General features: G+C 60.7%; 22 protein-coding genes. 7 read left to right on the top strand and 15 right to left on the bottom strand.

Features of this window, described 5'->3' with window-relative positions; translation table 11 throughout:
- Positions 1–82 precede the first annotated feature (82 nt).
- Positions 83–1,813: an AMP-binding protein gene (locus HMPREF2896_RS04040; protein WP_070717935.1), complete on the bottom strand. Its 1,731-nt coding sequence runs from the start codon at positions 1,811–1,813 to the stop codon at positions 83–85.
- A 157-nt stretch (positions 1,814–1,970) separates the two neighbouring features.
- Positions 1,971–2,531 carry a TetR/AcrR family transcriptional regulator gene (locus HMPREF2896_RS04035; RefSeq protein WP_070646208.1) on the bottom strand — a complete coding sequence of 187 codons (561 nt, stop codon included), beginning with the start codon at positions 2,529–2,531 and terminating at the stop codon, positions 1,971–1,973.
- Positions 2,532–2,763: 232 nt separating this feature from the next.
- On the opposite strand from HMPREF2896_RS04035, the gene HMPREF2896_RS04030 reads away from it, so the two are divergent.
- Both HMPREF2896_RS04030 and HMPREF2896_RS04025 read left to right on the top strand, forming a co-directional pair.
- Entirely contained in the window at positions 2,764–3,972 is a 1,209-nt protein-coding gene (locus HMPREF2896_RS04030) for an acyl-CoA dehydrogenase family protein (protein WP_070717932.1), read from the top strand.
- Between the two features lie 82 nt (positions 3,973–4,054).
- Positions 4,055–4,804 carry an SDR family NAD(P)-dependent oxidoreductase gene (locus HMPREF2896_RS04025; RefSeq protein WP_070717930.1) on the top strand — a complete coding sequence of 250 codons (750 nt, stop codon included), beginning with the start codon at positions 4,055–4,057 and terminating at the stop codon, positions 4,802–4,804.
- 41 nt (positions 4,805–4,845) lie between these two features.
- Here the strand turns inward: HMPREF2896_RS04025 and HMPREF2896_RS04020 are convergent, their stop codons facing one another.
- Together HMPREF2896_RS04020 and HMPREF2896_RS04015 are read right to left on the bottom strand one after the other, a co-directional pair.
- Entirely contained in the window at positions 4,846–5,979 is a 1,134-nt protein-coding gene (locus HMPREF2896_RS04020) for an acetoin utilization protein AcuC (RefSeq protein WP_070717927.1), read from the bottom strand.
- On the bottom strand, positions 5,976–8,615 hold the full coding sequence (locus HMPREF2896_RS04015; RefSeq protein WP_070717924.1) for a GNAT family N-acetyltransferase: 2,640 nt from the start codon (positions 8,613–8,615) through the stop codon (positions 5,976–5,978). Before HMPREF2896_RS04015 ends, HMPREF2896_RS04020 begins: the two co-directional genes overlap by 4 nt.
- 232 nt (positions 8,616–8,847) lie before the next feature.
- Between HMPREF2896_RS04015 and HMPREF2896_RS04010 the strand changes: the two genes are divergently transcribed.
- Both HMPREF2896_RS04010 and mmsB read left to right on the top strand, forming a co-directional pair.
- Positions 8,848–10,362 carry a CoA-acylating methylmalonate-semialdehyde dehydrogenase gene (locus HMPREF2896_RS04010; RefSeq protein WP_070447133.1) on the top strand — a complete coding sequence of 505 codons (1,515 nt, stop codon included), beginning with the start codon at positions 8,848–8,850 and terminating at the stop codon, positions 10,360–10,362.
- A gap of 12 nt (positions 10,363–10,374) precedes the next feature.
- A complete protein-coding gene (gene mmsB / locus HMPREF2896_RS04005; protein ID WP_070717921.1) occupies positions 10,375–11,262 on the top strand; it encodes a 3-hydroxyisobutyrate dehydrogenase in 888 nt (295 codons plus the stop codon).
- Positions 11,263–11,313: 51 nt separating this feature from the next.
- On the opposite strand, the gene HMPREF2896_RS04000 is transcribed toward mmsB, so the two are convergent.
- The gene (locus tag HMPREF2896_RS04000) at positions 11,314–11,895 is read right to left on the bottom strand and encodes a TetR/AcrR family transcriptional regulator (protein ID WP_070717918.1); all 582 of its coding nucleotides are present in this window, start codon (positions 11,893–11,895) and stop codon (positions 11,314–11,316) included.
- A 75-nt stretch (positions 11,896–11,970) separates the two neighbouring features.
- Between HMPREF2896_RS04000 and HMPREF2896_RS03995 the strand changes: the two genes are divergently transcribed.
- A complete protein-coding gene (locus tag HMPREF2896_RS03995) occupies positions 11,971–13,470 on the top strand; it encodes a GntP family permease (protein ID WP_070717916.1) in 1,500 nt (499 codons plus the stop codon).
- Here HMPREF2896_RS03995 and HMPREF2896_RS03990 read toward each other — a convergent pair.
- The 4 genes from HMPREF2896_RS03990 to pth (HMPREF2896_RS03975) form a co-directional block, all read right to left on the bottom strand.
- Positions 13,467–14,477, bottom strand: coding sequence for a CaiB/BaiF CoA transferase family protein (locus HMPREF2896_RS03990; RefSeq protein WP_070717914.1), 1,011 nt, complete (start codon positions 14,475–14,477; stop codon positions 13,467–13,469). The genes HMPREF2896_RS03995 and HMPREF2896_RS03990 overlap by 4 nt on opposite strands.
- Positions 14,478–14,554: 77 nt before the next feature.
- Complete coding sequence (locus HMPREF2896_RS03985; protein WP_070717911.1) at positions 14,555–16,186, bottom strand: peptide chain release factor 3; 1,632 nt, start codon at positions 16,184–16,186, stop codon at positions 14,555–14,557.
- 24 nt (positions 16,187–16,210) lie between these two features.
- Complete coding sequence (locus HMPREF2896_RS03980) at positions 16,211–17,068, bottom strand: SDR family NAD(P)-dependent oxidoreductase (protein ID WP_070717909.1); 858 nt, start codon at positions 17,066–17,068, stop codon at positions 16,211–16,213.
- Positions 17,069–17,109: 41 nt separating this feature from the next.
- Positions 17,110–17,790 carry an aminoacyl-tRNA hydrolase gene (gene pth, locus HMPREF2896_RS03975; RefSeq protein WP_070717907.1) on the bottom strand — a complete coding sequence of 227 codons (681 nt, stop codon included), beginning with the start codon at positions 17,788–17,790 and terminating at the stop codon, positions 17,110–17,112.
- A gap of 38 nt (positions 17,791–17,828) precedes the next feature.
- On the opposite strand from pth (HMPREF2896_RS03975), the gene HMPREF2896_RS03970 reads away from it, so the two are divergent.
- Both HMPREF2896_RS03970 and HMPREF2896_RS03965 read left to right on the top strand, forming a co-directional pair.
- Positions 17,829–18,812 carry a nitronate monooxygenase gene (locus HMPREF2896_RS03970; protein WP_070717903.1) on the top strand — a complete coding sequence of 328 codons (984 nt, stop codon included), beginning with the start codon at positions 17,829–17,831 and terminating at the stop codon, positions 18,810–18,812.
- Positions 18,813–18,876: 64 nt separating this feature from the next.
- Positions 18,877–20,331, top strand: coding sequence for a glyceraldehyde-3-phosphate dehydrogenase (locus HMPREF2896_RS03965; protein ID WP_070646245.1), 1,455 nt, complete (start codon positions 18,877–18,879; stop codon positions 20,329–20,331).
- Positions 20,332–20,561: 230 nt separating this feature from the next.
- On the opposite strand, the gene ppk2 is transcribed toward HMPREF2896_RS03965, so the two are convergent.
- The 6 genes from ppk2 to HMPREF2896_RS03935 all read right to left on the bottom strand — a co-directional run bounded on the left by ppk2 (position 20,562) and on the right by HMPREF2896_RS03935 (position 25,470).
- Positions 20,562–21,461: a polyphosphate kinase 2 gene (gene ppk2, locus HMPREF2896_RS03960; protein ID WP_070646257.1), complete on the bottom strand. Its 900-nt coding sequence runs from the start codon at positions 21,459–21,461 to the stop codon at positions 20,562–20,564.
- A 76-nt stretch (positions 21,462–21,537) separates the two neighbouring features.
- Positions 21,538–22,005: a PepSY domain-containing protein gene (locus tag HMPREF2896_RS03955; protein WP_246823990.1), complete on the bottom strand. Its 468-nt coding sequence runs from the start codon at positions 22,003–22,005 to the stop codon at positions 21,538–21,540.
- Positions 22,006–22,101: 96 nt separating this feature from the next.
- Entirely contained in the window at positions 22,102–22,980 is an 879-nt protein-coding gene (locus HMPREF2896_RS03950) for a fumarylacetoacetate hydrolase family protein (protein WP_070717901.1), read from the bottom strand.
- A gap of 5 nt (positions 22,981–22,985) precedes the next feature.
- Positions 22,986–23,534: an aminoacyl-tRNA hydrolase gene (pth, locus tag HMPREF2896_RS03945; protein ID WP_070447102.1), complete on the bottom strand. Its 549-nt coding sequence runs from the start codon at positions 23,532–23,534 to the stop codon at positions 22,986–22,988.
- Positions 23,535–23,628: 94 nt separating this feature from the next.
- Positions 23,629–24,285 carry a 50S ribosomal protein L25/general stress protein Ctc gene (locus HMPREF2896_RS03940; protein WP_070717898.1) on the bottom strand — a complete coding sequence of 219 codons (657 nt, stop codon included), beginning with the start codon at positions 24,283–24,285 and terminating at the stop codon, positions 23,629–23,631.
- 210 nt (positions 24,286–24,495) lie between these two features.
- Positions 24,496–25,470: a ribose-phosphate diphosphokinase gene (locus tag HMPREF2896_RS03935; protein WP_070529220.1), complete on the bottom strand. Its 975-nt coding sequence runs from the start codon at positions 25,468–25,470 to the stop codon at positions 24,496–24,498.
- Positions 25,471–25,474: the final 4 nt, after the last annotated feature.

Genomic DNA, 25,474 nt, shown 5'->3' with positions numbered 1-25,474 from the left:
AATCAACGCACTCTAAAACCGGAAGGGCCAGCAAAGGCCCCAGTTGAAAACTGGGGCCTGTATCGTCGAAAGATTAGTGGGGCTAGCCCTTCAGTGACGGAAAGTCGGAATCAGCGAACTCTGTCGACGCAGTGGTCTCACCGCCATCAGCTGAGTGAATCTCGGTTTCGCGCTTGCGCAGATCGACGCGGCGAATCTTGCCGGAGACCGTCTTTGGTAGCTCGTAGAACTCGAGGCGGCGGATACGCTTATAGGGTGCCAAGCCATCACGGCAGTGTTTGAGGATGGCTTCGGCCGTTTCGGCATTCGGCTCGTAACCGTTGGCCAGCGCCACATAAGCCTTCGGCACAGCGAGGCGGATGGGGTCGGGAGAGGGAACTACCGCTACTTCGGCGACAGCTGGGTGCTCGATGACGACGGACTCGAGCTCGAAGGGGGACAGGCGGTAATCGGAGGCTTTGAAGACATCATCGGCACGACCAATGTAGAAGATGTAGCCATCTTCATCGCGCTCCGCTGTATCGCCCGTGTGGTAGTAACCATCGCGAAAGACTTCCGCGTTCTTGTCGGGGTCGTTGAAGTAACCCACCGTTAGACCGACCGGGCGGGGATCAATCTTCAAACAGATTTCGCCGGTATCTCCAATCTCATCCGTAGCGGGATCCTTGAGCACGACTTCCCACCCCGGCAGTGGGCGACCCATTGAGCCTGGCTTGACCTTTTGTTCTGGGGTGTTGGCAATCTGCAGGGTAGTTTCCGTCTGTCCGAAACCATCGCGAACATCGGTGTTCCAGGCCTTGCTGATGGTGCTGATGAGCTCGGGGTTTAGTGGCTCACCCGCAGCGACTAGCTTCTTCGGTGGGGTCTTCATACGTCCCAAGTCTGCTTGGACAAGCATGCGCCAGACGGTCGGTGGAGCACAGAAGCTGGTTACTCCTTCTTCTTCCATCTTGTCCATGAGGGCTGCGGCATCGAAGCGGGCATAGTTGTACAGGAAGATGGTGGCCCCGGCGATCCAGGGGGCGAAGAAGTTCGACCATGCATGCTTAGCCCAGCCAGGGGCAGCGACGTTGAGGTGGACATCGCCAGGCGCCAAGCCAATCCAGTACATCGTGGTCAGGTGGCCGACCGGATAAGAGGTATGGGTGTGTTCGACGAGCTTCGCCTTCGATGTGGTTCCGGAAGTGAAGTAGAGCAGGAGAGTTTCGTCAGCCTTGGTGTCTTGCTTTGGCGTGTAGACCTCTGGGCCGGTGAAAGAATCCGAGTAGCGCAGGGTGGGGTGTGCCGACTGTGCATTTGGTTCATCACCCACCTGAATAATGGTGAAATCACCGGTGACGTCTTGGAACTTCTCGGCATCCTCAGCGTTAGCCACAACCCAGGAAATGTTGGCGCGGTCGGTGCGGTCCTGCAAATCCGCTGCACCGAGCATGGCGGTTGCTGGATTAAGGACGAAGCCTGCTTTGATGCAGGCCAGCATGCACTCCCACAGCTCTACTTGGTTGTTGAGCATGAGCATGACGCGATCACCGCGCTGGACGCCTTGACCCTCGAGCCAATTAGCCAACTGCGCAGAGCGAGCCGACATTTCAGCGAAGGTACGGCGGGTGCTGCTGCCATCGGTCTCACAAATGACGAGTGCCTCGCGGTCTTTAGAGTCTTCTGCAGTGGCAAGGTGATCGAACCAATCGAGTGCGAAATTGAAGTGTTCGAAGCGCGGCCACTTGAAGTTGCTTCGGGCCTCTTCATAGTCAGTCTGAAAAGAAACCAGCAGGTCGCGGGCTGCTTGAAATTGTTCGGTCACCGTGGTCATTGGTTCTCCTCTAGCTTGTGCTCATGGGGAAGGACGCGGCAATGTCTATGGTCCGTATCCCAAACCGTGCGTCTATGTGACGTGGGTCGCACACTACTTTACTTCGAGTTCGAAGTAATTTCTAGAGATTTTGGGTAACGCGTACCGAAGTCGCAGGCTAGCGCAATGAAATTCCGTGAAGGATGAGCTGTCCAAGGGTGTGATAGGCCTCGGCTGGAGCTAAAGTATCCGAGTAAAAGCCCTGCTGGATGTCGGTCATGGAGCGCTGGATCAGGTGAGAGACAAAATCTGTGTATTCCGCAGTGAATTCTCCCGCTGCGACGCCCTGCTTGAGTAGCTCGTGGATAGTTTCGGTAGCCCTGCGCGTGTTGAGGCTAAAAACCTCCTGGGCAGCGGGTTCGGAGGCGAGATCGCGCATAAACTCCGGGCTGGCAGGTTCTAGGGCGGTGGTCATGGAGGAAAAGTAGTTCTCAAGCGCCTGCGTGTAGGTGGGTGTCTTGCTCACGGCGGTACGGCGTGCAATTTCTTTAAAGAAGCTGACCAGGACGCGCCGAATGATGGCATCTCTCGATGGCCCTAGTGCGTAAATGGTGGATTTGGAGCATTGGTAGCGCTTGGTTGCACCGTCGATGGTGAAGGACTCGAAACCCTCGACTAGAAAGTCCTGCAAAAGGGCGTTAAAGAGCTCTCGCTGCCGCGGTGTGAGTGGTTTGGTCATGTGTCGCTCCGTCTGTGTTGATTCCGGCCTTCGGGCACCCATTTCTCGTGGGGCTTGACGTATGGCGGTGTGCCAATCGATCATAGAACACGCCGTGTGCGGTACGAAACGGTGTATTATCGTACTCACTCAATGCGTAGTTCCCATTGATTTCCCGTCCCACAGATCGCCGCATTGCTTTAAGAAAATCCATGTGGCCACCACAAACTCTCAGCTAGAAAGGTAGAAAACTATGCCCCCAATCCTTGGACCACAACATCCCAGTGGGAAACACTTGGAGAAGATTAAGTACCCTCACGCTGATATCTTCGCAGTCGCTGACCGCCTAGTTCCCGAGGAGCAAGCGCGCCTGGCAGAGATCCACGAGTTTCTGCAGACGGAGATTCGCCCGGTCGTGGGGGAATACTGGGACCGTGAAGAGCTGCCTTTCGACCTTCTTCCTCGCATGGCGGAGATGGGTTTAGGGGAAGTCGAGCTCACGGATACCTCACGCCTCTACCGCGGGTTGGTGTACGCGGAGGTTACCCGCGCAGATGTGTCACTATCGGCGTTGGTGGGTATTCACAATGAGCTTGTTCTCGGACTCATCGACAAGCTTGGTTCCCCGGAACAAAAAGACACCTGGTTGGCAGGCTTGCGCCAGTTCACCAAAGTGGGGTGCTTCGCGCTGACCGAGCCGGACCACGGATCCGACATCGCTGGCGGACTAGCCACAACGGCGGAGCGCACCGCCGAGGGCTGGGTTATCAATGGATCGAAGCGTTGGATCGGCGCCGGTACTTTTGCTGATTTCGCCATCACCTTCGCCCGCGATACGGCGGATAATGAGATTAAAGCCTTCATCGTTGAGCTCGACCGCGACGGCGTGACGCGTAACAAGATCTCGCGCAAAATGGGTTTGCGCATCATGCAGAATGCAGATCTGCACTTCGACGACGTTCTTATCCCCCATGAGAACCTGATCCCTGGTGCCGAATCCTTCGCCAACGTCAACGACTTCTTGTGCTATTCCCGTGCGTGGGTGGGCTGGCAGGGCGCTGGGCTGCAGCTGGGCATTTTCGACAAGGCCCGCGAGTACGCGGTTAAGCGCGAGCAGTTCGGCCGGCCCATTGCTAAATTCCAGCTCGTCCAGGAGCAGCTCTCCCGTATCCTGGGCAACGCTACTGCGTCGCTTGCCATGATGGCCCAGCTGGCGGAGGTCCAGGAACAGGGCAAGCTGGAAATGCCGTTTGCCGCCCTGGCGAAGGCAACCACCACTCGCCTAGCGCGCGAATCCGCCGCAGCGGGCCGCAACATTGGCGGTGGAAACGGCATCCTCACAGAGTATGACCTGTCGAAGATGATGGATGATGCCGAGATTCTCTTCACTTATGAGGGCACCTACGACATCAACTCGCTCATCGTCGGCCGTGCTGTGACTGGCGTATCTGCCTTCGTTTAAGTAGCTCTGTCCTCGTACTCACCGCCACAGATTCACAGCACCAGGGAACCCACCCCCTCGCTCTTCTCAAAAGGAGAAAACCATGAACCTACACGAAGTATCAGCCGTCGTGACCGGCGGTGCATCCGGCCTTGGAGCGGCGACGGCCGCAGCACTCGCGGAAAACGGAGCCGCGGTCACTGTGCTCGACTTGTCCGTCCCAGAGGAACAGCACAGCGACATCAACTACATAGCCGTCGACGTCACCGATGCCGCCGCAGTCCGGGAGGCGGTCCTCGGTGCAGCAACGAAAGCGCCCATGCGCGTGGCCGTGAACTGCGCGGGAATCTGCCCCTCGGCACGCATCTTTGGACGCAAAGGACCACACGATCCGGAGCTGTTTTCCAAGACCATCAACGTCAACCTCATAGGTACCTTCCACGTCATGACTGCTGCCGCTGAGGCAATGGCTCAGACAGAACCATTCGATGGGGACGGCCAGCGCGGCGTTATCATCAACACTGCCTCCGTCGCAGCCTTTGAAGGACAAGTCGGGCAGGCTGCCTACGCGGCGTCGAAAGGTGCGGTGGCCGCCCTGTCGATTACCGGGGCTCGAGATTTGGCCTCGCTGGGCATTCGCGTCAATGCCGTCGCCCCGGGCGTGGTATCCACCCCGATGATGGAGCAGATCACCCCGGAGTTCCGTGAGCAGTTGGAAGCCACTGTGCCTTTCCCCGCCAGGCTTGCTAAGCCGGAGGAATTCGCTGCCCTGGCCCTGTCGATTGCTGACAACCCCTATATCAATGGCGAGACGATTCGCTTGGATGGTGCGCTGCGTATGCCGCCGCGTTAAGGCGAATGCCGCGTATTCAGTGCTTAGGCCCCACGCGGGGCCTAACCATAAGCGGGCAAACCCCAGTAGGGGAAGATGGCGCGCGTGGTCTGCACCAGCGCCGCGTGCGGCCTCTCTGCCATGACCTTGGTGGGGTCGAAGTCCTCGATGGTGGCGCCCGAGCCCTCATCGCCCAGAGTAGGGGAGCCTTCCCAGCCGCCTGGCATCCGGGAGGAGGCAGTGAGCTCCACATTGACGGCCGCGGCGAGTACATGCGTCCACGCGCGTGCGACGGCATCGACTTGGTATCCTCCGCCACCAAGGGCGACCCACCGCCCAGCCACAAACTGCTGCGCCCACACCGCCACCGAACGGTACGCCCGCGCCATCGCATCGATGGTGAGCTCTAGGTCAGCAAGGGGATCCGAACGGTGCGGATCCGCGCCGTGTTGGGAAATGATGAAATCGGGGCGGAACTTCTTGAGCAGTGGAGGGACGATGGCGTGGACCACCTGCAGCCATTCCTCATCCGTAACCCCACGGGGCAGGGCCACGTTGACGGCGGTACCTTCCGCGCCCTGCCCGCCAATCTCGTGCGCATAGCCCGTGCCGGGGAAGAGATATAGTCCCGATTCATGCACTGAAATCGTGAGCACGTTGGGATCCTCCCAAAAGATCTTCTCCACGCCGTCGCCGTGGTGAGCGTCTAAATCCAGGTAGACCACGCGCTGGGCACCGTGAACCAGCAGCCACCGGATGGCAATCGCGGCATCGTTGTACATACAGAACCCCGACATGGAATCGGCAAAAGCATGGTGCAGCCCGCCGGATAGGTTGACTGCGCGTGGTGCGCGACCTTCCCACACAGCCCGTGCGGCCGCTAGGGTACCGCCGGCGATGCGCGCGGCGACCGTCGACAAGCCATGGCTAATCGGGTTGTCCTCGGTGCCCAGCCCAAAACGTTTGGAGGGCACTTCGGCGCGGGTGGCGGCGATGTAGTCGGGGCTATGCACGAGCTGCAAGTGTGAGGTATTCAGCGGGTCGGGGCACTCGATATCGAATTCCTCGAGCACGCCGAAGTGCTGAGCCAGTGACATCGCCGCGGCGACCCGGTCCGGCCCCATCGGATGCTCTGGACCAAGCGAGTAGCGGTACATTTCCTCCGAAGCGAAAAGCAGCGGTTTTGACTGACTCATGACAAGGACCTCGCGAGGGGATCGCGGACATCACCCAGCGGGGCGATGCGCATGCGGGCCCCCACCACATCAGTCTGTGTCACCCCGGCGATGACAGGGGAGAGCTCGATGTCAACGAGTGCGGCAATGTCGTCTTTGAGCTGTGCCAGCTGCATCATGACCTCTTCGACGCGATGTAGCTTGGCGGCCTTGGTACCGCGATAGCCGGTCAACAGGGGAGAGGCCTTCAAGCAGCTGAGCATGTCCAGGGCATCCGTTCGGCGTAGCGGAGGCACGCGCCACTCGACGTCCCCCAACAGATCCGAGGGCAGCCCGGAGAAACCTGCAGAAACCATCGGGCCCACAACGGGATCTTCGATGGCCCGCAGAGTAAGGGAGGCGCCCGCCGTGACCATGCGCTGTACCACCGGTATCAAGATGGCAGGATCCTCGCCTAAGTGGAGATCACGCGTGAGTTGAGTGATGGTGCTCCACGCGCGCTTCATGGACTCCTCGTCATGGATGTTGCGCACGACAGTGGGAAGTTCCGAGCGGCCCCGCACTATCTGCGAGGTGCACTTGAGGACCACATTCCATCCATACTCGTGCCCAGCCGCAATGGCCTCCTCAAGGGTGCTGACCGGATTCCAAGGAACAATGTCGATGCCATAGGCGCTCAGAATTCGCGCACACTCCTCATCGGTTGTCCACCTCCCGGTGGGAGAATCCAGAAGCACCTCCGCAACGACCCCGCGTGCTTCAGCCAGACCCTCGCTGGTGGCGAATTCATCGGCAGGGTTGGGGCGGGCGAGGGCGCGTCGGCGTTCGTTATCGATGATGGTCGCTAATGCTTCGATGGCGTCGGCATAGGTGTCAAACACCGGCAGCTGGCCGGGTTTCTCTGGGCCCGGAGCGGTGCGGAAATCGGGGACGTCGAAGCCAACAAAGCTGGCGATAAGCGGGGTATCCGTCGTCGTGGATGCCAGCTGCGACAAACTTGAATAAGCATCCTTGAGGATAAACTCGCCGACTTCTACGACGGCACACAGCACTGCGTCAATATTCGGGTCCGCCAAAGCCCGCCGTGCCTCCTCAGTGATGGCGGGAGCGGGATCGTCGACGACGGTGGTAGCGCGCGGGCGTAGCCCGAAGCGCCAGGCTGCTTGCTCCATCTGCGCGGTGAGTCCAGAGGAATTCGACATCACGGCAATTCGACGGCCCTGCGGCACGAGTTGGCGCGCGAGGAGCTGGGCGATGTCAAGCATGGCATCGCGGCGGGTGACCACCATGGCTCCGGTGTAGCGGATGATCTCATCCAGTGCGGCCGGACTGGCCGCAGACAATCCATCGACTGCGTAGTGCCGGGCGGATTTCAGCGCGCGCGAAGGCAGAAACACCACGACGTGCTTGTCCAGCGCTAGGCGGCGCAGAACGCGGAAGAACTTACGTGGGTTACCTATCGAGTCGAGGGACAACAGACAGATGCGTGTGTTTTCATCTTGGCTCCAGAACTGCATAACGTCATTGCCGGTGACATCGGCGAAGGAACCAGCGGCGATGAAGTTACTTAAACCGCAGCCAAGTTGCAGCGCATGGGATAGAGCCAGTGTCGCCACGCCAGCCGATTGGGTAAAGAGTCCTACTTGGCCGGCCCGTGGCATGGGCGCGGGGCTTGCGTTGAGGCGAACCGAGTCATCGGTGTTGATGAGGCCCAATGCAGCGGGGCCGAGGGCGCGCAGACCGTAGTCCCTAGCCGCGAGTACGATGTCGCGGGCCTCCTCGCGCGAAAGGTTAGGGTTCTGGCTGCGAGAGATGACGATGACCCCTTTAGCGCCTGCGGCGGCAGCCGCCTCCATGACGTTGGCGCCGCCACGCCCTTGAAATTCGATGACAACGAGGTCTACCGGTTCAGCAAGGTCATGGAGTTCATCGACGCTGTGCAGGTGATGCAGTGAACCAGTGAAGCCGGCGCTGCCCAGTTGCTGGCTGGAGAGCGTGCCAACCACCGCCACGGAGCTTGGGGTGAGCAAACGGTGAATTGAGTTGGCTTCGGCGCGCAGCTCGCGGCGTTCCATAACATCGCGGGAATTCTCATTCGGAGCGATGTGGAAATCCACTCGAATGAATCCATCCTCAAGCTCCGGCTTCGCGGAGTAGCCTGCACGCACGAAGACCTGCACCATCCTGCGGTTTTGGGTGAGCATCTCTGCGAAAAAGCGCTCCACTTTTCCTTCGCGTCCGATCTCCGCCAGGTGTTCAAGAAGGATGTTGGCTACGCCTTTGCCATGGTGGGAATCCTGGACTAGGAAGGAGACATCGCCCACGCGCGCCGGCAAGAACTGTTCGACAATGGAGTATCCGGCCACCGCCACGATACTGCCGCGCTCCACCATGACGAGCGTGACCTTGTCATAGCCGTCTGTGTGGAGCCAGCGGTCTAGGTCATCGTCGGTCAGCGTGGGGTGCGTGCCGAAGAAGCGCAGATACTTCGACTGATCCGAGACGCGATCATAGAAAGCGCGAATGGCATCGCGGTCGCCCGGCGTGATGGGACGCAGGGTAGCGATATCGCCATCGTTGAGGATGACATCGGCTTCCCAGCTCGTTAGTCCGGGCCCGTCGGGGGTGGTGGTCGCAGGCTGCTCCGTGTGGTCCATGTCATCACCTTAGCCCGCGCTTTCTCGGGCACAGGCCAGGTGAATGGCATTCACCCCACTACTTCGAGGGGAGGCGTATGGGGAAAGTGCAGGACAAAGCGTGTATGTCAACTCACTCTAGGGGGTGAATAGTGTTTTATGTCTCATTATCCATGGCGTGTGGCTGTGGACTGCGGTTAGTGTGTGACCCAAGCCATAGAAGGAGCCGGAGGTTCCAGGAAGGAGACGCGACATGCGCACTGTGTATCACTATGTCAATGGAGAAACGTTCGAGGGGACGTCGGGCAACACCCAGCCCGTCCTGAACCCTTCGACCGGCAAGGAGCAGGCCGCCGTCGCTCTGGCGAACAAGGCCGATGTGGACAGCGTCATCGCGGAATCCGCGAAGGCTCAGCCAGGCTGGGCAGCACTAAACCCACAGAAGCGTATCCGCATCATCATGGAATGGATCCGTCTCATCCACGAGAACATGGATGAACTGGCCACGCAGCTCTCCTTGGAGCACGGTAAGACTTTCCCGGATGCTAAGGGAGACGTGCTGCGCGGCGTCGACGTGCTGGAGTTCGCGCTTGGCGCCCCGCACCAGCTCAAGGGTGAGTATTCTTCGGAGGTTGGCACCGGTATCGATACCTACTCGATGCGCCAGCCACTCGGTGTGGTCGCCGGTATTACCCCGTTCAATTTCCCGGCCATGATTCCGCTGTGGAAGGCCGGCCCGGCACTGGCAGCGGGCAACGCCTTCGTACTCAAGCCTTCTGAGCGCGACCCCTCCGTACCGGTACGCCTAGCGGAGCTTTTCATTGAGGCAGGCGGCCCGGCCGGTGTTCTCAACGTGGTGCACGGAGGCAAGGAGGCAGTCGATGCCATCCTCGACTCCGACACCATCAAGGCCGTGGGCTTTGTCGGCTCCACGCCGATTGCGCAGTACATCTACGAGCGCTGCGCGGCCACAGGCAAGCGCGCTCAGTGCTTCGGCGGTGCGAAGAACCACGCCATCGTGCTTCCCGACGCCGACATTGACACCACCGCCGACGCCATCGTGGGCGCTGCCTTCGGCTCCGCGGGTGAGCGCTGCATGGCCCTGTCCGTGGTAGTCCCCGTGGGACAGGACACGGCAGACCGTTTGCGCGATGCCATCCTGGCCAAGATTCCAGAACTTAAGGTAGGCCACTGCCTCGATCCTGAGGCCGACTATGGCCCCTTGGTCACGGCAGAGGCACGCGATCGCGTACACCGGCTCATCGCCGAGGGCGTGGAGGCAGGAGCCACGTTGCTTGCCGACGGCCGCGAGTTGGACATGTCTGACAAGACCTATAACGAGGATTCCCTCGCGGACGGCTTCTACTCCGGCCCGAGCTTCTTCGACAACGTTACCGCCGACATGTCCGTCTACAGCGAGGAAATCTTCGGCCCGGTGCTGGTCATGGTCCGCGCCGAAACCCTGGAAGAGGCCGTGTCTTACCCCAACGACCACGTCTACGGCAACGGTGTCGCCATCTTTACCCAGAACGGCGGCGCGGCCCGCGACTTCTGCAAGAACGTCCAGGTCGGCATGGTGGGCGTCAACGTTCCGATTCCGGTGCCGATTGCCTACCACACCTTTGGTGGCTGGAAGGCCTCCGGTTTCGGCGACCTCAACCAGCACGGACCGGATTCCTTCCGCTTCTACACCAAGACTAAGACCATCACCTCGCGCTGGCCTAATGATGAGTCCGCAGGTCCTCAGTTCACCATGCCGGTCATGTAAGGAGAGAACACAATGACGACTATCGCGTTTATCGGATTGGGCAACATGGGCGGCCCTATGGCCGTCAACTTGGCGGAGGCCGGGCATGAGGTCCGCGGATTCGACGTCGTGGAAGAGGCTCGGGAGCGCGCCGCCGAGCAGGGCGTCACCATCATCGAGACCGCGGAGGAAGCCGCGCAGGGCGCCGAGGTAGTCTTTACCAGTTTGCCTAATGGTGGGCTGGTCAAGCAGGTCATCGAGTCGGTCCTCGCAGCCAACGAGGATGCAAAGACCTACGTTGATGTCTCCACCATCGCGGTCGCGGAGGCACGTGAGCTTTCGGAGACGGTGGGCAAGGCTGGCTCCGCCTTTCTTGATGCACCAGTCTCCGGCGGTATCGCCGGGGCGGCAGCGGGAACGCTCGCCTTCATGGTCGGCGGCACAGCCGAAGACTTTGCGAAGGTCAAACCGCTGCTCGACATCATGGGCAAGTCTGTTACCCACTGCGGTGACATCGGCAACGGCCAAGCGGTCAAGGCATGCAACAACATGATCCTCGCGGTCCAACAAATTGTCCTAGCTGAAGCCTTGGTCCTCGGCGAGCGCTTGGGGTTGGATCACCAAGCCTTCTACGACGTCGTCTCCAACGCCACCGGCAACTCGTGGTCGCTGTCCGTCAACGCCCCGGTTCCGGATATCGTGCCGAGCTCACCGGCGAACAACGATTTCAAGCCCGGTTTCGCCGCCGCACTCATGCTCAAGGACCTCAAACTGGCCATGGCCGCGGCGGAAGACACCAAGACCGACACTGTCCTGGGCCGGATTGCGGAGGAGCAGTACTCCTCCTTTGTGGACGAAGGCCACGGCGGCCTCGACTTCTCCGCCATCATTTCCGAAGTTCGTTCCAAAGGAACAGACTAAGCGCTCCTAAGCGCTCCTAAGGCCTCCTAGCGCTCTAGCTTGCTTAGAGCGCTAGGGCGCTTGCTCTCCGTCCAAGATGTCCTGGAGCAGCGGAGCATAGTACTCGATGAGTTCCTCGCTAGAAAAAGCTGCGAACTCGGTATCGCCAAAGCGCCGCATGAAAGACAAGCCCATGAGCAGCGCAAGCGCAGATTGGGCTCTCAGCTCCGGCGAAGGGGAGTGGTTCCCGGATTCCGCGCGGATCCGGGAGGCCAGGACATCCAACAAATCTGACTTAATCCGCTTGCCAATGGCTCCAAGAGTCTGATAATCGCCGCTAGCGATTGAAATCGTCCGGGCCATGGAATAAGGGGCGTTATGCGGTGCTGTAAGGGTTTCCACCACCGCGGTATGCCCCAGTTCGCTGAAAGAACCGGCAAAGAGTGCTGCCGAGGAGGCGGTGAAATCCACCGTGGCCTCAAAGAGCCCCTCCTTGTTGTGGAAGTGCTTCACAATCAGCGCGACAGATACATCGGCCTTTTCTGCGATGTCCTTCATCGACACCTGCGAGAAGGACCGCTCACTGAAAAGCTCGCGTGAACATTCGAGAATTCTCTCCCGCGTCGAAGCTGCTTTTTCCTCCATAGAGGACATGGTACCGGCGCCGCACGCGCAGGAAGGGCGATTCGCCCTCTTGCCTTAGATGACCAAGACTGTGAGGTAGAAACGATGGTTATCTCATTCATCGGGGTGATTCTCTCCCTGATTTTCCTCGTCGTAATGGCCTATCGCGGGCACTCCGTGGTGGTCGTCGCTCCCTTCGCGGCGCTGATCGCGGTGATTTTCTCAGGGGAGCCAATCCTGGCCACCTATACCCAAATCTTTATGCCGGCGGCCGGAAACTTCGTCACCAAGTATTTCCCGCTTTTCCTCTTCGGCGCGATTTTCGGCTTCCTCATGACCTCCACGGGGCTCGCCCGGTACTTGGCGCGCGGCATTACCGCGTTATTCGGGCCAAAGCGCGCGATGTTTTCGACGGTCGTCGCCACCGCTTTGCTGACCTATGGCGGTGTATCCGCGTGGGTCGTGGCCTTTACCATCGTGCCCATCGCGACCGCACTGTTCAAGGAGTCTGGGATTCCCAAGCGCCTCATGCCCGGAGCGATTGCGCTGGGAACCATCACCTTTGCGCTGGCCGGTCTTCCTGGCTCACCACAGATCCATAACGCAATCCCCACCAGTTACTTTGGCACCAACGTCTACGCGGCACCGCTCTTCGGTCTCATCTCTTCCGCCATCATGCTGGCAGCGGGAACCGCGTGGCTGGAGTACCGTGTGCGCACCCTACGCGCGGGTGGGGAAACCTTCGAGCCGCTCGATGCTGACGGGAGAATCATTGAAACTCCTGAGGGAATCGGTGATAACGGGGAAGAAGCCAGCGTAGAGATCGGCGGTGAATCCTTCGACACCAATTCCGGCGGCCGCGTGTCTACTCACGCGCGTACTGAAACCGAGCCTTCCGTCCAAGTGCAGGGACTATTGGGTCTGGCTCCCATCGCCGTCGTCATCGCGGTCAACTTCGCCATGGTCTACGGGGTGTCCAAGGTTCTGGATACGTCCTACCTGGGGGAAGAGAAATACGGCGAGACCAACCTCGATGCGCTGTTAGGTATTTGGTCACCGACGGTCGCTTTAGCCTGCGCGGTCTTCGTTATCGTGGCGATGTTCCCCAAGCGGGCTGCCGAGTCCGTCAAGGAATTCTCCGATGGCGCTAAGAACGCTATCCTGCCGTGCCTGACCACGGCCTCGGAGGTGGGCTATGGCGCGGTGATTGCCGCCCTAGCAGTCTTTAGCGTGGTCAAAAGCAACATGATGGGAATCTCGGATAACGCCTTGGTGGTCTCCACGGTGTCCACCGCCGTTATCTCCGGCATCACTGGTTCTTCCTCGGGTGGTCTTTCCATCATGATGCAAACCTTGGGCGATCAGCTTGCCCAGCTGGCCACGGAGCAGGGCATTAGCCTCGAGCTGATGCACCGCGTGACCGCGATGGCATCGGTGTCCTTTGACTCCATGCCGCATAACGGCGCGGTACTCACCATGCTGATTGTCTGCGGTATGACGCACCGCCTGTCCTACAAGGACGTTGCCGTAGTGACCATCGTGATCCCTCTGACAACGCTGGCGTTGATGCTCGGCATCAACGCGTTCATCCCGGGCCTTAGCTAGAGAAAACGTGGTGCCGCGGCCGGCTCCGTGTAGCCCTCGGCGTCCACATAGGTGTCGCGCGCGGCAAGGTGTGGGTGTTGCAGAACATGCTCGGGGGAGACGACCTCGGTGACGCAGGCATCGCTGCCGCGGAAGATGTCGATCCATTCCGCTTGGGTCTTTTCCGCAAAGCGCCGCGCGATGATCTCCTTCATGGCTGGCCACGCGTCGCGGTCGCTCTGCTCGTAGCGGCCTAGTTCCTCTTCAAGGCCTAGGCCTTTCACCATGAGCGCATAAAACTGCGGCTCGATGGCGCCGGCGGCCATCCACTGATTATCGGCCGTGCGGTACACGCTATAAAACGGGGCACCGCCGTCGAGGAGGTTGGTGCCGCGTTCCTGCCACTGGCCGTCGGCGCGGAAGGCATGCAGCATAGCGGTGAGGTTGGCCGCGCCGTCAACAATTGCGGCATCCACAACGCAGCCCCGGCCGGTATTCTTTGCCTGCAGCACGCCCGCCAGAAGACCAGTTACTAGGTACATCGCGCCGCCGCCGAAATCCCCAAGGAAGTTAACTGGCGGAACGGGAGCACCATCGTTGCCCGCGATGGGGTGTAGCGCACCGGAGACTGCGATGTAGTTGATGTCGTGGCCGGCGGTGTGGGCAAGCGGGCCAGATTGACCCCAGCCAGTGATGCACCCATAAACCAGCGCTGGGTTGATCGCGTGCACTTCCTCTGGGCCGAGGCCGAGGCGTTCGGCCACCCCGGGACGGAAACCTTCGATGAGGATATCCGTCGTGGCCAGGCGCTCACGCAGCTTGTCGACGTCTGCTGGATCCTTGAGGTCTGCCTCTAGAACTTCTTGCCCGCGGTGGAGGATGTTATGTGGGACCACGGCGGGAGGATTTCCCGGGCGGACCACGCGGGTAACACTAGCGCCCATGTCAGCAAGCATCATCGCGGCGAAGGGACCGGGGCCGATGCCACCGAGGAAAAGGACTGACGTGCCGGCGAGGGGAGAACTCATTGTGACCTACCTAACGGTGTACGAAATTTGTGTTCATCGTACCGTTGGGTAGGTCAGGCAACAAGGGTGGTTGAAAGTTAATCCGCCACGAGTGTTTCGATGGTCAGTTCCGGGTGCTCCTTCTCAATGAAGGCTAGCTTCCACTTATCGCCAAAGAGAGCAATGAGCTCGCCGTCGCTGCGGGTGAAGATCTCGACGCCGCGCTGGCGACCCAGCTCGGGTGCGGACTCGGCATCGGTGCGGCGCGCCACCGAGTAGGGGATGGGCTCGGTGATCGTCTCCACGTTGTATTCGACCTCCATCCGGGCCTGCATGACCTCGAACTGCATGGGGCCCACCGCGGCCATGACTGGGGCGGCGTCGCCGCGCGTATCGTTGCGCAGAATCTGGACCACGCCTTCTGCGGCCAGCTGGTCCAAACCCTTGCGGAAGGCCTTGTAGTCGCCCAAGGACTTCGCGCGCAGGATGCGGAAGGATTCCGGAGCGAACTGCGGCATGGGCTTGAACTGCACCTTCTTGCCGGTATAAATCGTGTCACCTGGTGCCAAGGAACCGGCGTTGACCAAACCGACGATGTCACCCGGGTAGGCCGTGTCCACGGTGTCACGCGTGCGGCCAAAGACTGTGAGCGCGTACTTGGTGGAGAAGCTGCGCCCGGACTGGGCGTGGTTGACCTGCATGCCGCGCTCAAACTCACCAGAGACCACGCGCATGAAAGCCAAGTTATCGCGGTGCTTGCGGTCCATGCCTGCCTGCACCTTGAAGATGACGCCCGAGAACTCATCGCTGACCTCACGGACCTCGTCGATGGCGGAGGTGGCGGCCTCGATGGCCTGCGGATCTGAATCGCGGGAGCGCGGAGCCGGCGCAATGGCGCACAGCGTATCCAAAATCTGGTGCACACCGAAGTTCAGCATCGCGGAAGCGAAGATGAGCGGGGAGGTCACGCACTGTTCGAAGAGCTCCTGGTCATGCAGGGCGCCGTCGGCAGCCAGCAGCTCGGCCTCCTCCACGGCTGTCTCCCAGACATCCTCTTCCTTTTCTCCTGCCGCCGCAGGAGAAAAGTGCTCCTCCGGAGCAATGGTGGAACCACCGGCGGTGCGCAGGAAGTGGATGTACTCATCCACCTCGCCATCAGGTGTGACGTGGGCCAGGCCGCGGAAATCGCCGGCGATACCCACTGGCCAGTACAGCGGGGTGGGCTGCAGCTGGATTTCGTTGACGATTTCGTCGACAAGCTCCAGCGGTTCCCGTCCCACGCGGTCCCACTTGTTGATCACCGTAATGATGGGCAAACCGCGGGCCTTGCACACGCGGAAGAGCTTGAGGGTCTGGGGCTCGAGGCCTTTGGCGGCGTCGATAAGCATGACGGCAGCATCCACCGCCGTGAGCACGCGGTAGGTATCCTCCGAGAAGTCCGCGTGGCCCGGGGTGTCCACCAGGTTGATCATGTAGGGCTCGCCCTCGTGGCCCTCGGGCGCGTATTCAAACTGTAGGGCTGAGGACGCGACGGAAATGCCGCGCTCCTTTTCCATCTCCATCCAGTCAGAGACCGTGGACTTGCGGTTGCCCTTGCCGTGCACCGCGCCGGCTTCGTTGATGACGTGCGCGTGCAGCGCCAGCGCCTCCGTCAGCGTGGACTTACCAGCATCCGGGTGGGCGATAACGGCGAATGTGCGGCGGCGGGAAGCTTCGGAGGCAATACTCATGCGGGCTAGTTTAGCCGCTGCCTGCTACCACTCCACATTGAGCTGGCGGCCCAGATCATCGAAGATGCGCCGAGCCACGGAGAGCTTCTTCGCAATTGGTCGCTGCAACCCCGGCTTGCGCTTCTGGTTGTAATACTCACCGGATTTGAAATGGATGCCCGGGGTGCCGCTGAGGAAGTAGGCCAAGTTCTCCCCACCCTTGTCCGCTTTGCCCAAGACGTACTGAGCCGCAGCGGTCGAATAGAGCTTGCTCGTCCTACTTGTTGAGTTATGTCCGAAGCCAGTATTCAAAATGCCCGGGTGAAAGGCCACGGAGGTAAGCCCGTGGGAGTCGAGGTAACGGGTCAGCAGAATATCGCCCAGCTTCGCGTTGCCGTAGGCGCGCTCAGCGCTGAACTTTTCAAAGGTATTCGGGTCACCGGGGTCGAAAGAGGAATACAGCATGTTGGCCAAGGAGGCGGTCTGTACCACGGTGGCATCGCTGGCCCGCAGAGTATCGCGCAGCAGCGAGGTCAGTAGGAAAGGGGCCACGACGTTGGTCTGCCAGGTGCGTTCGAAGCCATCCGCAGTGGCGAAGGGACCGTCGAACATCCTGCCGGCGTTGTTGCCCAAGGCATCGATACGCGGGTACTGACCCAGCTCCTCCGCGAGGCGGCGCACCTGGCCCAGCGACTCATAATCGGCCACGTGAAAGTCGGCGTCAATGTCCTCGGCCACAGCCTGCGTCTTCTCGGGGTTGCGGCCCACCAAGACCAGGGAATCCTGCGGGCGACGCTGGTGGAGGATGCGGGCGGCGGCCGCGCCCACGCCATCAGAGGCGCCGGTGATGACGATGGTTCGGGGGTCGGTGTTCGATGGCAAGCTGGGGCTCGTGCGGCTCATACTTGGACAGTGTAGGACGTTGAGCGTGGTTGCGCCGGGGTTTATTTCGTCCGGGAATGGATGTCCTGCTGGGCCTTGTTGAGACCCTCAGTCACGATGAGGCGTGCGGCCTTGGCGGCGGTGGCGATGGTGGAATCGAGGTCGGCGCTGGCGTCGACAGGCGCAAGCACCCAGTCCGGGATGGAACCGCCCTTGGGTGGACGGCCGATACCAATGCGCACGCGCAGGTAATCGCGCGTGCCCAAGCGCTCGCTCAGCGACTTCAGGCCGTTGTGGCCGTTTTCGTTGCCGCCTTTCTTAATGCGTACCTTGCCGGCGGGCAGGTCGAGCTCATCATGGACAACAATGATGTTCTCGGCCGCAACCCCCAGCTGCGTGGCCAGCGGGGCGATGGGATCGCCAGAGAGGTTCATGTAGGTGTGCGAGCGCAGCACCACGACCTTCGTGTCACCGAGCTCAAGCTGAGCTGCGCTGAGTTGGTGCCCCGTGACAGGCTCAAGCATGTCGCCAGATTCGGCGAGGAGATCATCCACCGCCATGTACCCCACATTGTGGCGGGTCGCGGCGTATTTCGCGCCGGGGTTGCCCAAGCCCACGATGAGCCACTCGGCGCTTAAATCCGCTGGGTTTATTCCGGGGGTGGCGGCCCTTTTTGCCTTCTTATTCGCTGCTTCGTCGGCGCGGCCAAAGAGGCGGGTGAAAAAGTCACGGATGGCAGACACTACAACTCCCTTGATGGTTTTTCTTTAGGCTGGGGACCATGAGTCAACTTCTCGAGACTATCACTTGCCCCGTCCTACCTGCCCCGATGGCGGGCGGGCCCACCACGCCTGAACTGGTGGCCGCCGCCGACGCCGCCGGTTCCTTCAGCGCGCTGGGACTGGGCACCTGCTCCGTCGACGCCGCGCGGGAGGCCATCGCTGCGTGTGCTGGCACGCGCTTCGGGGTCAATATCTTTCACCCGCAGCGTGAGCTGACCGAAACGGAACTCGCGGCTGCCCGGTCTCTCGCCGCCGAGGAAGGCGCTGTGCTTGGCGACGTCCCCCTAGACTTCGGCTGGCAGGACAAGCTCAACGCTGCGCTGGAGGGTGGGGCAGCGGTGGTCTGGTCGATGTTCGGCGTCTTTAGCGAGGACGAGGTCGCGCGGATCCACGCCGCTGGGGCAGAGGCGTGGACTACGGTCACCACCCCCGAGGAAGCGCAAGCCGCGGCCGCCCGCGGCGTCGATGTTGTGTGCGTGCAGGGCCCTGAAGCAGGCGGGCACCGCGGCGTGTGGGACCCCGGTGCAGAGCCCGATCAGCGCCCGCTTGAGGAACTTGTCGCGGCGGTCCACCAGGTCACGGACCTTCCACTCATTGTTGCGGGTGGGCTGCGCACGGCGGAAGATGTCGCCACGGCCCTGGCTTGGCCGGGGATAAAAGCAGTCAGCTGCGGTTCCGCCTTCCTGCTCTCCGAGGAGGCCGGGACGAGTGAGCACAACCGGGGACTTCTGCGCCGCGGTGGCCAAACGGTTTCCACCCGCGCGTTCTCCGGACGCTATGCCCGCGGGCTGGAGACCGCCTACACACGGGCACACCCGAACCTGCCTTTGGTCTACCCCTATCTCAACGCGCTACTGAAACCTCGCCGTGCCCAGCTCGACGCAGACGTGGACTATTGCCTCGTCGGCGTCGATGTAATGAAACTTCGCGGGGGTAGTGTGGCGGAGATCCTCGCTCAACTACACCCAAACGGGCATGAATAAGGGTTAATATTTACGGATGGACAGAGTTTTACACCCTTTTTGACGAGTAAAGGATACAAAGCACGTGACTTCGAACGCGCACATTGGGCACGAGGATTGGAACGAGCGCCTGGAGCTGGCCCAAGAGATGATCCCGCTCATCCACCAGCTGCACCGCAACAATAACGTTGTCACCTCTATCTACGGCCGTCTGCTCATCGGCGTGACCGACATCGACATCATCAAGGCGCACCGCTACGCCCGCCGCATCGCTGAGCGCGAGCTTTCCACCGCAGAGACCCTGCCTATTCTCAAGGAACTGTGCTCGATGAACCTGGGCACCGCTTCCATTGACCTGGGCCGCCTGGCCACTGGCTTCGAGGAATCCGGCTCCGATAACCTGCGCAACTACCTCGAGGAGACCCTCGTCGATCTCGTCGGTGCCGGTGTGGATAAGGAATCCACCGACGTCGTTCTCTACGGCTTCGGTCGCATCGGCCGCCTGCTGGCTCGCATCCTCATCGCCCGCGAGGCTGCCTACGGCGGCGTGCGCCTGCGCGCTATCGTCGTGCGCAAGAAGGGCGACATTGACATCTTCAAGCGCGCCTCCCTCCTGCGCCGTGACTCCGTCCACGGTGCCTTCAACGGCACCATCGCTGTTGACGAGGAGAACGAGGTCATCTGGGCCAACGGCACCAAGATTCAGATGATTTATGCCAATGACCCGGCGGACATTGACTACACCAAGTACGGCATCGACAACGCCATCGTCGTCGACAACACCGGTGTGTGGCGCGACCGTGAGGGACTGTCCCAGCACCTGCAGTCCAAGGGTGTGGCTCGCGTGCTGCTCACCGCTCCGGGCAAGGGCGATCTGAAGAACATTGTCTACGGCATCAACCACGGCGACATCGAGGACTCCGACCAGATCCTCTCCGCCGCATCCTGCACCACCAACGGCATCACCCCAGTGCTCAAGGTCATCAACGACCGCTACGGCGTGGTTCATGGCCATGTGGAGACCGCACACTCCTTCACCAACGACCAGAACCTCATCGATAACTTCCACAAGGGTGACCGCCGCGGTCGCGCAGCTGGCCTGAACATGGTGCTCACAGAAACCGGTGCAGCCAAGGCCGTGTCCAAGGCTCTGCCGGAGTTCGAGGGCAAGCTCACCGGTAACGCTATCCGCGTTCCCACCCCGGATGTGTCCATGGCTGTGCTCAACCTCGAGCTGGAGAAGGAAGCTGACCGCGACGAGGTCAATGACTTCCTGCGCAACGTGTCCCTGCACTCTGACTTGCGCCAGCAGATCTCCTACATCGCTTCTCCGGAAGTTGTGTCCTCTGACTTCGTGGGCTCTACCCACGCCGGTGTGGTCGATGGTCTCGCCACCATCTCCTCCGGCAAGCACCTTGTGCTCTACGTGTGGTACGACAATGAGTTCGGCTACTCCAACCAGGTCATCCGCATCGTCGAGGACATGGCCGGTGCCCGCCCGGTGGTCTACCCGAAGCGCGTTGACGTCTCTGAGCTCTAAGCACTAAAACGCAAACACCGCCCGCGCTGCATGGCGTGGGCGGTGTTTCGCTGTTTTTGGGTTCTGCTCGGCTTCCGGCTCATCCCCTTCTTAGATACGGACCTGCCCGTTCTGCCAAAAGTAGCGGCGCAGATTGAAAAATCCGGCCATCTTTCGTCAGCTCGGGCAGTATGTGAGTGGGCCAGTGGCGCACCCAGTGGGGGATTCAAGCCTGAAGCTTGAGGGGAGGACTACTTCTTCTTTTTGTCCTTCTTGGCCTTCTTTTTCTTGCCCTGCTTCTTGCCGTTGCCATTGACCTTGGCACGCTCCAAGTCGGCTGCGACATCCGGGACGTAGGCAAAGTCGTTGCGCGGCGGGCGGACGTATTCGGCCTCGAGATCGGGGCGGCTCGGAATTTCCGGTACGTCTTGCTCCACGTGCTGGTAGGGAACCATCTTGAGGATGTGGTTGATCACGTTGATGCGTGAGCGCTTCTTATCCTCGGATTCGACCGTGTACCAGGGGGCGGAGGGGGTGTCCGTGTGGACGAACATTTCGTCCTTGGCACGCGAGTAGTCTTCCCAGCGAGTGATGGACTGCAGGTCCATGGGGGAGAGCTTCCAGCGGCGCAGCGGATCGTTGCGGCGGGATTTAAAGCGCGCGAGCTGCTCCTCGTCAGAGACGGAGAACCAGTACTTAAGCAGAATGATGCCATCTTCGATGAGCATGTGCTCTAGCTGCGGGGCCTGGTGGAGGAAGCGCACGTACTCCTGCTGGGAGCAAAAGCCCATGACGCGTTCCACGCCGGCGCGGTTGTACCAGGAACGGTCGAAGATGACGATCTCACCAGCGGTGGGCAGCTTCTCAACGTAGCGCTGGAAGTACCACTGGCCCGCCTCGCGGTCGGTGGGCTTGGGCAGCGCTTCGATGCGGCACGTACGCGGGTTCAAGTATTGCGTAATACGCTTGATGGCCGAACCCTTGCCGGCGGCGTCGCGGCCTTCCATGATGATGACCACGCGGGCACCGGTCTCAACGACCCACTGCTGCATCTCGACGAGCTCGGCTTGGAGGCGCTTAAGCTCGTCCTCATAGGCTTGCTTGTCAAGCTTCGGCGGCTTGGTGGCAGACTTCTTAGACTGTGAACTCATACCTTTAAATTTACCCCTTAGCTGGGAAAATGACTAACCGCGGGGGTTAGAAATGTGGGTCTGATGGAGCTTGTGATCAGTCAACCTCGTGTTGCGTTACCGCTCCGCTGGCGGCGTCGACATCCAGCTCGTGTTCCTGGCCGTTGGCCTTGAATTCAATCTCCCAGTGCGGGCCCTTGCCGTCGCCGCCATCGTCGTAGTCGACTTCCTTTTCGGTGACGGCTTGGGCATCAACGCCGGCGTGGGCTAAGGCTTTCTCGAATGCTTCGTCGCCGCTGAGCATCCCGGAGTTTTCTATGTTTCCAGTGGCCCCAGCGCCAGCCGTGTCCGCAGGCTGCTGAGCATCGGCATCGTCGCGATCGTCATCACGGTCATCGTCGTCCGCATCCGTGTCTGTCGCTGCGGCTGTTTCCGTCACGGTTTCCACAGGCGCGGGAGTCGGCGTCGGGGCGGGATCGGCCTCTTTATCTGAAGAGCACGCAACCAGCGCGGTGCTCACGAAGAGCGCGATGCCGGCGGCGGTAAAGCGGGAACGAAGAGTCACTAAGGCTCATCCTTCTCAGTTAATCGGGGGAAATGTGGGCTCCACCGTATCGAAATCAGGCCGTGTTCGCTGAAGATCCTGTATGTGGCCTGAATGTTAACGGCCGTGACAAGAGCAGTCGTCGCCGCAGCCACCAGCAGCGGGTGGCTCACCGAAGCGCGTGATGTTTTCGATTTCCCCAAGACCTTCGATGCTGATGCGGGTGCGGGAGCCGTCGCCCAGCAGCGCCTGTTCACCGCGCGCGAAGCCCACGCCTTCCGGGGTTCCGGTGGCAATGACATCGCCCGGATTAAGAGGGTAGAGGGAGGAACAGAAGGCGATGAGCTCGGCCACGGAGAAGATGAGATCATCAGTGTTGTCATCTTGGCGCACGTCGCCGTCGACGCTCGTCCTAAGCCGTGCGGCTTTGCCCGGGGCCCATTCATCAGCCGTGGTCAACCATGGTCCAAATCCAGCGGTGCGGTAGAAGGATTTGCCGGCGTGGAACTGCGTAGTTGCGCGCTGATAATCCCGCAGAGTGTAGTCGTTCATAATGGCATAGCCAGCCACGTAATCCAGCGCATCTTTCACGCTCACCCGGTGCGCGCGGCGGCCCATGACTACGGCGAGCTCTCCTTCGTAGTCCAGTTTCTTCGTGGCATAGTCCGGAATATAGACATCGTCGAAGGGGCCGGTCAGAGCCTCCGGGAACTTGATGAAGAGCGTGGGCTGTGTGGGAAGTTCTCTCCCCATCTCCCGCGCATGCTTGGCGTAGTTGACGCCAACGCAGATAATCTTGCCCGGGTTCGGGAGGACGGGGGCGAGGTCGGCGTTGTCAAAAACCACCGGCTCGCCGGAGAGCTGCGCGGCTTTACGCCAGTCTGGACTGGCCAGCAATTCGCCGACATCCTCATAATCCAGTTCGGTGCCCACGTTGGGGCCGTCAATACGGATAGCGCAGGTGCCAAAACTGGTGCGGAGAGTAGCGAGCTTCATGCCGGCTAGTCTAACGCGCGAAGAATCTCATCTACCGCATCAGCACAGACGATGGGAATCTCTTGGGCTTCCTGTTTGCTCCACGGCTTGAGAACAAACGCGGCTGGGTCCATTCGGCCAGGTGGTCGGCCGATGCCCACTGAAAGTCGCTGATAGTCCTTAGTGCCCAAAGACTTCGTGGTGGAGCGCAGGCCATTGTGGCCGTGGTCCCCGCCGCCGAGGCGTCGCTTGATGGCGGCGAAGTCAAGCTCCAGCTCATCGTGGACAACGATGATGTGATCATGCGGAACGTTGAAGTACTGGGCAAGGGCCTTGATGGGGCCGCCGGACAGGTTCATAAAGCTGCGCGGCTTGGCGACGATCACCTTGGCGTCCCCACGCCGCGCTTCGGCGACATCCGTGTTTGTCTTCTTATGAACGGAAAAGGAAGTCAGCAGCTCGTGGGCTAGTTCATCGGCCACGTCAAAGCCAATGTTGTGGCGGGTACCGGCGTACTTCGGTCCGGGGTTTCCTAGACCAACGACGAGAAAGGGAGAAGAAGTCACGCTGCCCATTCTAAACAGCGCGAGGGCTAAAACGGCGAACCGCGCCCGCCCCCAGGAAAGCAGGGGCCAGGCGCGGTGCGCTAAATAGGTGAGGGGGGAGGATTTACTCCTCGTCCTTCTTCTCCTCGGAAGCTCCCTCATCGGTGGACTCGGCGCCAGCCTCAGCGCCGCCTTCCTCGGCAGCCTCAGCGGCAGCCTCGACGTCCTCATCAACCTCCGGCTCGGAGATGGAGACGATGACGGTGCCTTCCTCGGCCACGAGGGTGGTGCCCTCCGGCAGGGTGATGTCGCCAGCGGTGACCACGGTGCCATCCTCGAGACCCTCGATGGACACGGCGATCTCTTCCGGAATGTTGAGTACGTCGGACTCGACCAGCAGCACGTCGGCATCCTGGATGAACATGAGGCCCGGAGCCGGCTCGCCCTCGATGGCGAGCGGAACCTCAACCTCAACCTTCTCGCCACGCTTAATGGAGAGCAGGTCGATGTGGTCGATGTCGAAGGTCAGGACGTTTTGGTCGATGTGCTTGACCATGACGAGGTGCTGCTCGCCCTCGAGCTCCAGCTCGAACACGGCGTTAACACCTTGGTTACGAACGACTGCGGTCATTTCCAGACGGTCAACGGCGAAGTGCAGAACGTCGACGGCGTGACCGTAGACAACGCCCGGGACCTTGCCGGCAGCGCGTAGACGGCGAGCGAAGCCCTTGCCAAACTCAGAACGGACTTCAGCCTTCACTACGGGGCGCTCAGAAGCCATAAGTAAATCTCCTTAAAGTATCGTTGTGCGGCAAGGGCTGTTGAAGGACCGTGTAGATACGACAAAAGCCTGCCGATGGACGTCTTGGACGAGTCATCGCAGGCTTAAATACAAGATTCACTGCTTAACTTGTGCTATCGCGTCGATAACGGATTTCTCCCTCGCCGAGACGCAGAAGATTTTAGCAGCAGCGTTGTCGCAGAACCAAATCTAGTGAGTCTCAAACAGCGTGGTCACAGAACCGTTCTCGAAAATCTCGTGGATGGTGCGAGCCAGCAGCGGGGCGATGGACAGCACCGTAAGGTTGTCCCAGCCCTCGGTGGACTGCGGCAGGGTATCGGTGGTGATGACCTCGACAGCGCCGCACTCGGACAGGCGCTCGCGAGCCGGGTCGGAGAAGACACCGTGGGTACAGGCAATAACCACGGACTTGGCGCCGGCTTCCTTGAGCACGCGGACTGCGCCCGCGATGGTGCCGCCGGTATCAATCATGTCATCGAGCAGGATGCAGTCCTTGCCCTCCACGTCACCGACGACGCGGTTAGACACAGTCTTGTTGGCTTCGGTGGTAGAGCGGGTCTTGTGAACGAAGGAGAGTGGAGCGTCCCCAAGCTCGTGTGCCCACTTCTCCGCCACCTTCACGCGGCCGGCGTCGGGGGAGACCACGGCCAGGTTGTCCATGGGGTACTTGGACTTGATGTAGTCGGTCAGGATCGGCATCGCGTGCATGTGATCAACCGGGCCATCGAAGAAGCCCTGGATCTGGTCGGTGTGCAGGTCCACGGACACGATGCGGTCGGCACCGGCAGCGGCCAGCAAGTCTGCCACTAGGCGGGCGGAGATAGGCTCGCGGCCCAGGTGCTTCTTGTCCTGGCGTGCGTACGGGTAGAAGGGCAGGATGGCGGTGATGCGCTTGGCGGAGCCGCGCTTGAGCGCGTCAATCATGATGAGCTGCTCTACCAGCCACTTGTTGAGCGGCTGGGTGTGGGACTGCATCACGAAGCAGTCTGCACCACGGACGGACTCCTCGAAGCGAATGAAGATCTCACCGTTGGCGAAATCGCGGGCGGTGGTCGGAACCAGATCGGTTTTGAGCTCCTTGGCCACAGCCTCAGCCAACGCCGGGTGAGCGCGCCCGGTGAAGAGCATCATGTTCTTGCTGCTGCCGGTAACCTTGCCAGTCATCAGT

Origin of the sequence: Corynebacterium sp. HMSC069E04, from assembly GCF_001813175.1 — a bacterium.
GTDB classification, from domain to species: Bacteria; Actinomycetota; Actinomycetes; order Mycobacteriales; family Mycobacteriaceae; genus Corynebacterium; species Corynebacterium aurimucosum.
The sequence above is the reverse complement of the archived record's forward strand: the minus strand, read 5'-3'. Positions and strand labels throughout refer to the sequence as shown.

Coding starts and splice junctions, on each gene's coding strand:
- HMPREF2896_RS04025 (WP_070717930.1), top strand. CDS start 4,055: ATGAACCTACACGAAGTATCAGCCGTCGTGACCGGCGGTGCATCCGGC.
- HMPREF2896_RS04015 (WP_070717924.1), bottom strand. CDS start 8,615: ATGGACCACACGGAGCAGCCTGCGACCACCACCCCCGACGGGCCCGGA.
- HMPREF2896_RS04035 (WP_070646208.1), bottom strand. CDS start 2,531: ATGACCAAACCACTCACACCGCGGCAGCGAGAGCTCTTTAACGCCCTT.
- HMPREF2896_RS03950 (WP_070717901.1), bottom strand. CDS start 22,980: ATGAAGCTCGCTACTCTCCGCACCAGTTTTGGCACCTGCGCTATCCGT.
- HMPREF2896_RS03970 (WP_070717903.1), top strand. CDS start 17,829: ATGAGTCAACTTCTCGAGACTATCACTTGCCCCGTCCTACCTGCCCCG.
- HMPREF2896_RS03940 (WP_070717898.1), bottom strand. CDS start 24,285: ATGGCTTCTGAGCGCCCCGTAGTGAAGGCTGAAGTCCGTTCTGAGTTT.
- HMPREF2896_RS03935 (WP_070529220.1), bottom strand. CDS start 25,470: ATGACTGGCAAGGTTACCGGCAGCAGCAAGAACATGATGCTCTTCACC.
- ppk2 (WP_070646257.1), bottom strand. CDS start 21,461: ATGAGTTCACAGTCTAAGAAGTCTGCCACCAAGCCGCCGAAGCTTGAC.
- HMPREF2896_RS04000 (WP_070717918.1), bottom strand. CDS start 11,895: ATGTCCTCTATGGAGGAAAAAGCAGCTTCGACGCGGGAGAGAATTCTC.
- HMPREF2896_RS03980 (WP_070717909.1), bottom strand. CDS start 17,068: ATGAGCCGCACGAGCCCCAGCTTGCCATCGAACACCGACCCCCGAACC.
- HMPREF2896_RS03985 (WP_070717911.1), bottom strand. CDS start 16,186: ATGAGTATTGCCTCCGAAGCTTCCCGCCGCCGCACATTCGCCGTTATC.
- HMPREF2896_RS04040 (WP_070717935.1), bottom strand. CDS start 1,813: ATGACCACGGTGACCGAACAATTTCAAGCAGCCCGCGACCTGCTGGTT.
- HMPREF2896_RS04030 (WP_070717932.1), top strand. CDS start 2,764: ATGCCCCCAATCCTTGGACCACAACATCCCAGTGGGAAACACTTGGAG.
- HMPREF2896_RS03995 (WP_070717916.1), top strand. CDS start 11,971: ATGGTTATCTCATTCATCGGGGTGATTCTCTCCCTGATTTTCCTCGTC.
- HMPREF2896_RS03990 (WP_070717914.1), bottom strand. CDS start 14,477: ATGAGTTCTCCCCTCGCCGGCACGTCAGTCCTTTTCCTCGGTGGCATC.
- HMPREF2896_RS04010 (WP_070447133.1), top strand. CDS start 8,848: ATGCGCACTGTGTATCACTATGTCAATGGAGAAACGTTCGAGGGGACG.
- mmsB (WP_070717921.1), top strand. CDS start 10,375: ATGACGACTATCGCGTTTATCGGATTGGGCAACATGGGCGGCCCTATG.
- pth (WP_070447102.1), bottom strand. CDS start 23,534: ATGGGCAGCGTGACTTCTTCTCCCTTTCTCGTCGTTGGTCTAGGAAAC.
- HMPREF2896_RS04020 (WP_070717927.1), bottom strand. CDS start 5,979: ATGAGTCAGTCAAAACCGCTGCTTTTCGCTTCGGAGGAAATGTACCGC.